11 protein-coding genes are annotated in these 10,525 nt (G+C 55.0%); 5 read left to right on the forward strand and 6 right to left on the reverse strand.

What is annotated here, in order from left to right; translation table 11 throughout:
* The 6 genes from sohB to ABNS66_RS15465 form a co-directional block, all read right to left on the reverse strand.
* A partial coding sequence (sohB, locus tag ABNS66_RS15440) for a protease SohB (RefSeq protein WP_348655386.1) occupies positions 1 to 752 on the reverse strand: 752 nt, incomplete at its 3' end.
* Between the two features lie 59 nt (positions 753 to 811).
* Positions 812 to 1,465: a hypothetical protein gene (locus ABNS66_RS15445; protein ID WP_286838452.1), complete on the reverse strand. Its 654-nt coding sequence runs from the start codon at positions 1,463 to 1,465 to the stop codon at positions 812 to 814.
* Entirely contained in the window at positions 1,452 to 3,197 is a 1,746-nt protein-coding gene (locus ABNS66_RS15450) for a hypothetical protein (protein ID WP_286838455.1), read from the reverse strand. Before ABNS66_RS15450 ends, ABNS66_RS15445 begins: the two co-directional genes overlap by 14 nt.
* Before the next feature lie 157 nt (positions 3,198 to 3,354).
* Complete coding sequence (dnaQ, locus tag ABNS66_RS15455) at positions 3,355 to 4,086, reverse strand: DNA polymerase III subunit epsilon (RefSeq protein WP_286838457.1); 732 nt, start codon at positions 4,084 to 4,086, stop codon at positions 3,355 to 3,357.
* 2 nt (positions 4,087 to 4,088) lie between these two features.
* Complete coding sequence (gene rnhA, locus ABNS66_RS15460) at positions 4,089 to 4,538, reverse strand: ribonuclease HI (protein WP_204996526.1); 450 nt, start codon at positions 4,536 to 4,538, stop codon at positions 4,089 to 4,091.
* Between the two features lie 4 nt (positions 4,539 to 4,542).
* Positions 4,543 to 5,307, reverse strand: coding sequence for a class I SAM-dependent methyltransferase (locus ABNS66_RS15465; protein ID WP_204996525.1), 765 nt, complete (start codon positions 5,305 to 5,307; stop codon positions 4,543 to 4,545).
* A 42-nt stretch (positions 5,308 to 5,349) separates the two neighbouring features.
* Here ABNS66_RS15465 and gloB point away from each other — a divergent pair, with 42 nt between their 5' ends.
* The 5 genes from gloB to ABNS66_RS15490 all read left to right on the forward strand — a co-directional run.
* On the forward strand, positions 5,350 to 6,171 hold the full coding sequence (gene gloB, locus ABNS66_RS15470) for a hydroxyacylglutathione hydrolase (protein ID WP_286838460.1): 822 nt from the start codon (positions 5,350 to 5,352) through the stop codon (positions 6,169 to 6,171).
* Positions 6,172 to 6,177: 6 nt separating this feature from the next.
* The gene (locus ABNS66_RS15475; protein WP_286695060.1) at positions 6,178 to 7,749 is read left to right on the forward strand and encodes a LysM peptidoglycan-binding domain-containing protein; all 1,572 of its coding nucleotides are present in this window, start codon (positions 6,178 to 6,180) and stop codon (positions 7,747 to 7,749) included.
* 27 nt (positions 7,750 to 7,776) lie between these two features.
* On the forward strand, positions 7,777 to 8,805 hold the full coding sequence (locus ABNS66_RS15480; RefSeq protein ID WP_027873761.1) for an ABC transporter permease subunit: 1,029 nt from the start codon (positions 7,777 to 7,779) through the stop codon (positions 8,803 to 8,805).
* Complete coding sequence (locus tag ABNS66_RS15485) at positions 8,805 to 9,854, forward strand: ABC transporter permease (RefSeq protein WP_286838464.1); 1,050 nt, start codon at positions 8,805 to 8,807, stop codon at positions 9,852 to 9,854. Before ABNS66_RS15480 ends, ABNS66_RS15485 begins: the two co-directional genes overlap by 1 nt.
* Positions 9,847 to 10,525 (forward strand): ABC transporter substrate-binding protein (locus ABNS66_RS15490; protein WP_348655387.1); only part of this gene is annotated, 679 nt, incomplete at its 3' end. The genes ABNS66_RS15485 and ABNS66_RS15490, both read left to right, overlap by 8 nt.

The following is a 10,525-nucleotide window of genomic DNA, read 5'->3' on the forward strand; positions in this document are numbered from 1 at the left end:
AGCAACTGGTGAGTTTCCTCGAGCTCTTCAATAAATTTTTTCCGCCCTTCATCCGTATTCTCGCCAACCATAGTGAGGGTGCGCTTGAACTCGCCAGCGGTGTGCAATTCGACATCGACATCGTGCTTTTTCAGCAAGCGATGGAAGTTGGGCATTTGCGCCACGACGCCGATTGAACCAATGATTGCAAAGGGTGCCGCAAGCAATTGATTGCCGATACACGCCATCATATAGCCACCACTGGCGGCAACCCTGTCGATAGCGATAGTGAGGGGAATACCCTTGTCGCGCAGTCGCTGCAGTTGCGATGAGGCTAAGCCGTAGCTATGCACCATGCCGCCAGGGCTTTCCAGGCGCAGCAGCACTTCGTCCTGGTCATTGGCAACCGTGAGTATTGCGCTGATTTCGTGGCGTAATGACTCCACCGCCGAGGCGCGAATATCGCCGTCGAAGTCGAGAACAAATAGCCGCTTTTTCGTCTTTTCCTGCTTGGCTTTGCGCTCGGCCTTGTGTTGTTTTTTCTTGTCCTTGCGCAGTTTTTTGTACTTTTCTTCGCTCAGCAAGCCGTAGTTCATGGTGTCTTGCCAGTCTTCAAAACGCTCGTGCAGACGGCTGACTTCAACGTGACCGTCTTCGCCCTCGCGTTTGCTGCGCTGGCTAAACGAGGTAATAACGGTGAGCAATAAAACAATAAATACCAATGCCGTAACCGCTTTCGCGAGAAACAGACTGTAATCCACTAGAAAGTCCAAAAACGGGCTCCAAGTCAGTTAGAAAAGGTTCGTCATAGTGGTACGGGGCTGACCAACAGTCAAGTTGACCAATTACGCAACGCGTTGATAGCAATTGGGTTTTTGGGCCGAATAAACATACCGCTGCGGCCGAGGTAAACATCAAATACTGCGCCATCCTGCAAGGGTGCATAAACCCCGTTGCCGTAGTCGACATCTACCCAACGCCAAATAAACGCGTAGTTACTGAGCATTGGCCAACTGTCGAGCCATTCGCCACTGGGTAGTGGGTGCACTGTTCGCTGGCTATTGGCTTCGCGCTCGGGGTGTTGATAGCGACCGCTAAGGCGCTCAAGGCGAACCAGGTTATTCAACCCCAGCTTTGCCAGCGCAGCATCCCAACGCAGCACCCTACCCTCTAGCCGCCATTCATCGCCGCGCACGGGAAAGTGAAATGGCATGGGGTTTCCGTCGATATCCAGGCGCAGCGCAAAATTATTCTCACTGGACTGGGCAACGAATACGGTGGCTATGCGCTGTTCCACCGCCAAATTGCGATAACTGATTAGGTCTTGGCTGACCAGGACGGTCGTGGCCGTCATCGGCGCAAATGCCAGAAGTAAAAGCCCGCAAGACAGCGGACGACGGCGCAGCGACAGCAGCAGAACGACGCAAATAAGAACACTGCCGACGCAAATCAGCAGTAACAGCGTAGCGAGCTCAGGAAGCGGCATTTCCCGTGTCCTGCGCCATCTCTACCGGAAAGCCCAATTGTTTTAATGAGTCTTCCGCAATAAGTAAAATTTTCTCATCGGGGATGTGGCGCGACTCCAGCTCGCCGAGGTAATACTCGACGCTGATCATCGCATCGGCGAGCGTCTCTAGCGCCTGCGCATCGCGCTGAGCGTCGCTGCGTTCGCGTCCCATAAAGGTTTTAACGAAGCGGGTCGCTGAACCCGTGACCGCCGCCAAACGGCGCATTTTCAAAATATCGAAAGCGCCCCGCACCGAGCTCAAACTGCTCGGGACGTTTGCAATATGTGTGCTGTCAAAGCCAGAGTCGATATAGGAGGCGATGGCGCGCTTAATCATGCCAATGGCGCTTTTCGCTTCTTCGATAACAATTGCCGTGGCCTCACTCACCTGATTGTCGGCGCTGATGCTATCGCGTTTATCAATGCTGAGCGCATTGAGCTCATCGTAGTTGAGCTTGCGCCGGTCGATCTGTGCCAGGCTACTTTCGATAAACAGCAGAGTTTCCGCCAACTCTTCAAGTACCGCTCTGGCATTGCTTAGATCAGTACCGATTAGATCGAGCAACACGCCGGCATAGCGCCCCAATACTTCCGAGAGTGATGGCAGGTTGAGCACCAACAGCACATCAGCGCCCTGCTGCAGCAATTCGCTGAGCGGGCGAATTTCTTCGTCGTCGCTGCGGCCGTGTTGTGCAAGTAGCTCGAGAATATCTTTGGCATGACGCAGCTCCGCCCGCAGCTCGTTGAGCACGGAGGAGACCGTGTCGTAGCTTAAACCCAGCATCTGCGTGCGCAGGCGTTGGATTTCTGCATCATTAATATCAAAGGGACGAGTGCCAATCGCCTGCAGTAACTTGCCGTTAAACCCCTCCTGCCAGGACGACAATCGAAGCAGGAATAACAGCTCTTGTTCGAGAATTTCATCCCCGGGCTTATCTGAACCCAGTCGCCGCAGAGCGCCATCCAAACCGGTGAGTAGGCGTTTGCGCCGAGGGTTCAGCTCCAACCCGCCCTGGGCAAAGGCTTCAATGACGGCGCTGGCCAGCAGCCAAAAACGCTGGTTCCGTCCTGCCGGCAGTGCCCCGCACAAGCGACGTAGCGCTCGCGACATTAGGGTGAATTGCATCGCCGGTTGCGCGTCGCGCAGCAGCCCCAATAAGGCACGCTGGTAACTTTGCCGAACACGCTTAAGCAATTCTGCTAGCGCATCCTGGGCCATTGCGTGACTGCGCAACTTCAACTCCGAGTCGCGGCTAAAGACATAGGCGTCGTTCTTGCAGAAATAGCTATCGGGCAGCAGTAATTGGCGGTGAGCCTCTCGCAGTTCGTTGGCGTGTGTAATCGCCATCAACGGGATTTCGTTGCCGCGACTTTGTACAAATTCCAGGTAGCGCGGCAGAACAAAAAAAGCCGTGCTCAAGGCATTTAGCTGGGCGTCTGGCAAGGCTGCGGTATTACTGACAATCGCTTGGCAAAGTGAGCGCATTTCATCGGCGATAAGCGCAGCCCCGCGCACTTCGATAAGCCGCAGGGTTCCCCCTATCTGACGAAGGGCCATCTCGCACTCATCCAGCAAGCGCAAATCGTGGCGCTCGGCCAAGAAGGTTTCAAAGATATTGGTGGCTTGCTGCAGGGTATTACTCAGCTCCTCCCCCACCAATGCGTAGGAGCTACTATTAATATCATTCTGCAATGCGGCTTGCTTGAACACTGGTAATGCCCCGTTGTCACGAGCCTGGCGCGGCTCAAACAAAGCTCAACCCACTTGTGAAATTGACAGTTAAGCTGCGGTATTTATTCGTCTTTTTATCAGTTATTTTTGCTTATGCACAGCGTCAAACAGCATAAAGCGCTACTGCGCCACGAAATCAGTTGCCGTCACTCGCCTCTGTGCTGCGCCAAAGGCAATTGCCGCCACTGGCTTTATCAATGATCTGCAATTGCTCTAAGTGAGCGGCCAGCTCATCCTCACTGGCGCGCACCACCGTCAAAGCAGGTCGGTCCGCCGGCAGGCGCCGAATGCCCTTGCTTCCGCCTTCCCCGCCCTCGTTGCCATCCTCACCGGCAAGCGCCAGATTGGTCTGGCCACCGGTCATGATTAGATACACATCGGCCAGAATTTCAGCATCGAGCAATGCGCCGTGAAGGTCGCGCTGAGAGTTATCTACATAGTAACGCTGGCACAATGCATCCAGGCTATTCCGCTGCCCGGGGTGCTTCTGGCGCGCCATGACCAAGGTGTCGACCACACCGCAGATTTCTGCAAGCTTTGGCTGCCGGCCCGGTAGCCTAGCCAGCTCCATATCGAGGAAGCCGACGTCGAACGGGGCATTGTGAATGACGAGTTCGGCGCCGCGAACAAAATCGAGAAATTCCTCAGCCACTGCTGAAAACAAGGGCTTATCGGCAAGCATTTCATTGGTAATGCCGTGGACCTCTATCGCCCCCGCTTCCACTTCGCGCTCGGGGTTGATATAGCGGTGAAAGTGCCGCCCTGTCAGCTTTCGGCCAACGAGCTCCACACAACCAATTTCGATAATCCGGTGGCCGTCATTAGGGTCAATACCGGTGGTTTCTGTATCGAGGACAATCTGGCGCATCGTTATCGTCTCAACTCATCTATGCCGCGATTAGCCAAGCTATCGGCAATTTCATTTTCCCGGTGACCCGAGTGCCCTTTTACCCAGTGCCATTCAATGTCGTGCTGGCTATTCAACGCATCCAGCTCGCGCCACAGATCCGCGTTTTTCACCGGTGCTTTGCCAGCCGTCTTCCAGTTGCGCTTTTTCCAGTTGGCCATCCACTCGGTGATGCCTTTTCTGACGTACTGGGAATCAGTGGTTAGTGCCACCTGACAGGGCCGCTTTAGGGCCCGAAGCGCTTCGATAGCGGCGGTCAGTTCCATGCGGTTATTTGTTGTATCGGCTTCTCCGCCGTACAGCGTTTTTTCTTGCCCGCGGCTGCGCAGCAGTGCACCCCAACCGCCGGGGCCGGGGTTACCCTTGCAGGCACCATCGGTAAAAATTTCAACTTTACTGTCACCGCTAGTCATTCAGTTACTCATGTTTAATATCACGTGTTGCCCCGAGCATACTTGGATGCCGGAGAATTTTAGCGCGCTTACGGACCTCTGCTGCCGGAGTGAGCGGCGCGCGGTATTTTGTCGCGCTCAGTACAAAAACACCACCCATTGGCATGGACGGGGAAAATGGCCGATGGTTCATAAAGAAACTGGGAGAACTGATCGGCAGGCGGTGAAAGCCATAGCTAACGTCTGCGGTTTCAAAACCAAGCAATGACAGCCAGTCATTAATGCGATTAATACTCAAACTGTGGTTCTGCCACATTGCGCTGCGTTTAAGCCTGCCCATTAGCCCTCGCAGGGCCAGTGGAGACCATGGATTGATACTGCATATGACCAGTTTGCCGTGGGGCACGATCAGCCGCTCGACCTCGCGCAATACGGTATGGGGGTTTTCTACAAACTCCAGGAGGTGGTGCAATACCACCATATCCACAGATTCATTAGCCAGCGGCAATTGGTCGAAATCACAAACGGCATCCAGAATCTGACTATAGCCATATTGCCCCAGCCCGCCGAGGTGCAATTGGCGCTGGCATAACTGTGGATCAACGTTAAAACGCTCGGGAATCACGCTTAAATTCAACAGTTGACGGCCGGAGGTACTCCGGTCGCTGAGTGCGTGGTGCACCAAACGCTGCTCTTCGTGTAACACGGTGCCGCCGACGGGACCGCGAAACCATTGCCGCAGTGCGGGCAACAATACTTCAGGCGAATGCTGAGCGCGCCATCTAGCCATGATTTCCCCCCTGTGCTGACCCTGTCACCATGAGCTAATACCTTGTCTGACAAGGGAAAACTGTATACCCTGACGCTAAATGAGGGTTTATTTATGGGCAAGCTGTCGGTCACGCCAATAGCGGCATTCAGCGACAATTACATCTGGTGCATCTCATCTGGCGAAGACGCTGTTGTCGTCGACCCAGGCGATGCAGCGCCCGTCATCAACTTCCTCAAGCATGCCCAACTAAAGCTTACCGCAATTCTAATTACCCATCACCACTGGGACCATACTGGCGGTGTTGAGGCCCTACTGGCGCAATACCCCAACGTCGACGTCTGTGGCCCGGAAACATCCTGCAAGCACATCACCCGCCCTTTGGCAGACCACGACACCATTGGCGTGCTGGGCGAAACATTTCGCGTATTGGCCGTTCCCGGCCACACCCTGGATCATCTGGCCTTCTATAATGAGGAGTCTGCCCTGCTTTTTTGCGGCGATACGCTGTTTGCCGGCGGATGCGGCAGGCTTTTTGAGGGTAGCCCGGCGCAAATGTTGAACTCGCTGAGTAAACTTCAGTCTTTACCTGGCGCTACTCGGGTTTACTGCGCTCATGAATACACAGCAAGTAATTTGCGGTTCGCCTTGAAGGCAGAGCCCAATAACGCCACACTGCGCAATCGTTATGAGCAGGTGCTGGCTTTGCGTGAACGCGGAGAGATAACGCTTCCCTCCACCATTGAGGAAGAGTCGGCAACCAACCCATTCCTTCGCACCGCACAAGACGGTGTTCGCCAGGCCATTTGCCTGCGTGAAGGCAACGATAACTTAAACCAGCAAGAGGTGTTCGCCGCGCTTCGAAGCTGGAAAGACAACAGCTAATTTTGCATGAAAAACACGACCTACCAGCTTTTGTTGAGGCTAACTCTCGCCACCGCGCTTATCAGCGTGGGCGCTTGTGCGACTAATCGCAGCCAGCCCACGCAAGCCAAAAACGACGCACCCGCTTGTACAGAGGGTTGCAGTGAGCATATCGCTAAGCTTGAGAACCAATTACTGCCGCCACCGATTCCTGCCAGTGAGCGCCGCTACAGCGATGTTTGGGAGCGCCTCAGTGCGCAACTGAGTTTCTTGCCGCTAACCGAGCGCCGCGAAGTCGATAAACTGGAAGACTGGTATAGCAAGCACGGCCACTATATGGCCAAGATGAGCGCCCGCGCCGGGAATTATATCTATCACGTCGTCAAAGAGCTTGAAGCCCGCGATATGCCGATAGACCTGGCGCTGCTGCCTTTTGTCGAGAGCGCCTACGACCCTTTCGCCTACTCCCATGGCCGCGCTGCGGGTCTCTGGCAATTTATTCCGAATACCGCCAAATACGTCGGCATTCAACAAAACTGGTGGTATGACGGTCGCCGCGATGTTCTGGTCGCCACCGACGCCGCGCTGGATTACCTCACCACCTTAAACAAGCGCTTCGACGGTGACTGGATGCTGACCCTGGCGGCGTACAATGCCGGCGCGGGCACGGTGAATCGCGCCATTCGCCGCAACCGCAAGGCGGGCAAGCCGACAGATTTTTGGTCGCTAAAACTCCCCAAGGAAACCAAGCGCTACGTGCCAAAACTGCTGGCGCTGGTCAAAATTTACCAAAACCCCGCACGCTACAACATCAGCTTGCCGGCCGTTGCCGACGCGCCGCGCTTTGAAAAGGTGGCCATAGATAGCCAGATAGACCTCGCCAAAGCCGCTGCCCTGGCGGATATCAGCGTCGAGGAGCTATATCGCTACAACCCAGGCTTCAACCGCTGGGTGACAGCGCCGGAGGGCCCTCACCACCTTCTGATTCCCAGCAAGCAGGCCGAAAAATTTAAAACACGCTTGGCCGCCCTGCCCAAAGAACAGCGCATTGCCTGGCAGCGCTATCGAGTTTCACCGGGTGACAACCTGATTAGCATTGCCAAGCGCCACCACATCGATATTGCCAGCATTAAGCGTTTCAACAAGCTCAATGGCGATATGTTGCGCGTCGGCCAAGAGCTCCTGATCCCAGCCAGCAGCCAGGCGACCACCTCCCCCAACTTAGACCGTGGCATTGCTGAGCGCGGCCGTCACCAGTCGCAGCATATTGTTCGCCGCGGCGACACGCTCAGCGGCATTGCTCAACGGCACAAGGTGTCAGTCAAGCAACTCATTCGCTGGAATCGCCTGGATCAAGGTGCCCTCATCAAGCCGGGGCAAAAACTGGCGATCTGGAAAAAAGGTCCATCGTCAGGCAATGGTATCGTGCGTAAGGTGGGCTATAAGGTTCGCAGCGGCGACTCGCTGTCGCGTATCGCGAGCCGCTTCAAGCTGAAAATTGCCGATATTCTGGAGTGGAATTCAATTGGCCGCAGCAGTTATTTGCAACCCGGCCAATCGCTGACCCTTTACGTCGATGTGACCCGGGCCGACCTGTAGTTGACAGCCACCTGACTGGAAGTACCTATGCTTGGCTATTTCGTTCGTCGCGGCCTGTTGATTATCCCTACATTCATTGGCATCACCCTGCTGGTGTTCAGTATCACCCGTGTTGTTCCCGGCGGGCCGATAGAGCGAATGATGACCCAGGCCCAGCTTGGTGGCGAGGCAGGCAGCCTGCACCGCAGCGAGGGCGGTGGCACGCTATCTGACGAGCAGCTCGAAGAGCTCAAGCGCTACTACGGCTTCGACAAACCCTTGCTAAGCAGTTATGCCAGCTGGCTAAAACAGGTGCTGCGTTTTGACCTGGGCCTCTCCACCCGCTATCAGGACCCCGTTTGGGACATCATCAAGGAGCGCTTTCCTGTCTCCGTATTCTACGGCGTGACAACACTTGTGCTCACCTACCTCGTCTGCATCCCGCTGGGCCTGCTCAAAGGCATGTACCACGGCAGCCGCTTTGACAATTTGTCGTCAGCAGTGGTGTTTCTGGGTTACGCACTACCCAGCTATGTCATCGGTATTGCGTTGATTTCGGTGTTTGCCGGTTACTACGACTGGTTTCCTCTCGGCGGCTTTGTCTCCGACAACTTCGAGGAACTCTCGCCGCTGGCCAAGGCCAAAGACGTTTTTCACCACGCCGCACTGCCGCTTATTGCCTATTTAGCGGGAAGTTTTGCGGTAACAACCCTGATGATGAAAAACGCCTTGATGGATAATTTATCAGCTGACTACATGCGCACAGCGGCGGCAAAGGGCCTGAGTTTAGGAAAAAGCGTTCGCCGGCACGCGCTGCGCAATAGTCTTATTCCCGTCGCCACCTCCTTTGGTAATAATATTTCCTTGCTGATTGGCGGCTCCTTTTTGATCGAGACCATTTTCAACATCGACGGTATTGGACTACTCGGCTACGAGGCCATTATTGAGCGAGACTACCCCATTGTGATGGGTATCTTGGTGATCTCTTCCCTGCTCTACCTAATCGGCAACATTCTTTCCGATATCTGTGTGGCCATTGTTGACCCGCGCATTCGCTTTGGTGGAGGGAGCCGTTAATGAATCTGCTGCGAAACCCCGTCGCCCAAAAGCGCTGGCAGCGTTTCAAACAATCCCGTCGAGGCTATATCTCCGCTTGGTTGTTGCTGGTATTGACCACGCTCAGCTTTGGCGCGGAGCTGCTTGCCAACCACCGGCCACTGCTGGTGAGTTACCAGGGCGAGCTGTATTTCCCCACCTTTGGGGCGCAGCACAGCGGCAAGGATTTTGGCCTGGACATCGACTACGAGCCTAATTACCGGGAACTACAGGCGCAGTTTCGCGACGCCGATGAGGGCAACTGGGTGCTCATGCCCCCGATTCCCTACGGCCCGTTGGAAAATGACCTGATAGCCGGGGATTTCCCGCCTCACGCACCCTCGCTCACCACACGGCATTATCTGGGCACCGACACCAGCGGGCGCGACGTCCTTGCCAGGCTGATCTACGGCTTTCGCACGGCGATGCTATTCTCGCTTGTGCTATTGGTATTTAACTACGCTATTGGCGTCGCCATTGGCTGCATGATGGGATATTGGGGTGGCGCCTTTGACTTATTTTTCCAGCGCATTATCGAAATTTGGTCCAATGTCCCCTTCCTGTACGTGATTATGATTGTCGCCTCCATCATCACCCCGGGGTTCTGGACCCTACTGTTCATTATGGCTTTCTTCGGCTGGACCGCCATGACCTGGTATATGCGTACCGCAACGTACAAGGAGGTCTCTCGGGATTACGTGATGGCGGCGCGCGCGCTCGGCGCCTCGGGTAGCCGCATTGTTTTTCGGCATATCCTGCCGAATAGCGTATCGACACTGATCACCTTTGTTCCCTTCTCCGTGGCGTCGGGTATCACCGCACTTACCGCCTTGGACTACTTAGGCTTTGGCCTTCCGGCGCCAACACCCAGCTGGGGAGAACTGCTCAAGCAGGGCACAGAAAACATGGAATCGCTGTGGCTGGTTGGCTCGGTAGTGGTGGCCATGACCCTAATATTGATGCTTGTTGCCTATGTCGGCGAGGCGATTCGCGATGCCTACGATCCACGAAAATTCAGTTTCTATGAATAAACGCCTCTCACAACTGCTGTTGTTATTCGTCGCGGCTTTCCCCTTATGGATTTACGCCGCCGAAGACGCTAAGCTACCCGAACAGTTGCCCGAGAATCTGTCCTGGCAAACCAATCTGAGCGACCCCATATTCGCCAGCCCTGAAGCCAAACGCGGCGGCCGCTTTCGCAGCTTTATTACCACCTTTCCGCTCACGCTGCGTTTGGTAGGCCCCGACTCCAATGGCAGCTTTGCAAGCTATATGCGCGCCAACCATCTGGGACTGGTCGGCATACACCCGAACACGCTCAACCCCATACCGGAACTTGCCACGCACTGGGCGTTTGGCGACGACGGACACAGCCTCTACTACCGCTTAGACCCGGACGCTCGATGGTCCGACGGCAAACCCGTTACCGCCGATGACTATCTGTTTGCGCTGCAATTTATGCGCTCTAAATTCATATTGGCACCGTGGTATAACAACCATTACAACACCGTGATCCTCGATGTCGTAAAGTATGACGACCACACTATCGGCATTCTTGGCAGTGTTGCCAAACCCCGCGATGAAATGCTGTTTGAATACAGTATTTCGCCGGTACCCGCCCATTTCCACAAACTGGATGAAAACTGGGTACGCGACTACAACAGATCGGAAGAGCACACGTCTGAACTCCAGTCACACTTGA

The organism is uncultured Spongiibacter sp. (genome assembly GCF_964011655.1).
GTDB lineage: Bacteria > Pseudomonadota > Gammaproteobacteria > Pseudomonadales > Spongiibacteraceae > Spongiibacter > Spongiibacter marinus.

Excerpts from the sequence above, each read along its gene's own strand:
- ABNS66_RS15480 (WP_027873761.1), top strand. The coding sequence starts at position 7,777 with ATGCTTGGCTATTTCGTTCGTCGCGGCCTGTTGATTATCCCTACATTC.
- ABNS66_RS15445 (WP_286838452.1), bottom strand. The coding sequence starts at position 1,465 with ATGCCGCTTCCTGAGCTCGCTACGCTGTTACTGCTGATTTGCGTCGGC.
- rnhA (WP_204996526.1), bottom strand. The coding sequence starts at position 4,538 with ATGACTAGCGGTGACAGTAAAGTTGAAATTTTTACCGATGGTGCCTGC.
- dnaQ (WP_286838457.1), bottom strand. The coding sequence starts at position 4,086 with ATGCGCCAGATTGTCCTCGATACAGAAACCACCGGTATTGACCCTAAT.
- ABNS66_RS15475 (WP_286695060.1), top strand. The coding sequence starts at position 6,178 with ATGAAAAACACGACCTACCAGCTTTTGTTGAGGCTAACTCTCGCCACC.
- ABNS66_RS15465 (WP_204996525.1), bottom strand. The coding sequence starts at position 5,307 with ATGGCTAGATGGCGCGCTCAGCATTCGCCTGAAGTATTGTTGCCCGCA.
- ABNS66_RS15485 (WP_286838464.1), top strand. The coding sequence starts at position 8,805 with ATGAATCTGCTGCGAAACCCCGTCGCCCAAAAGCGCTGGCAGCGTTTC.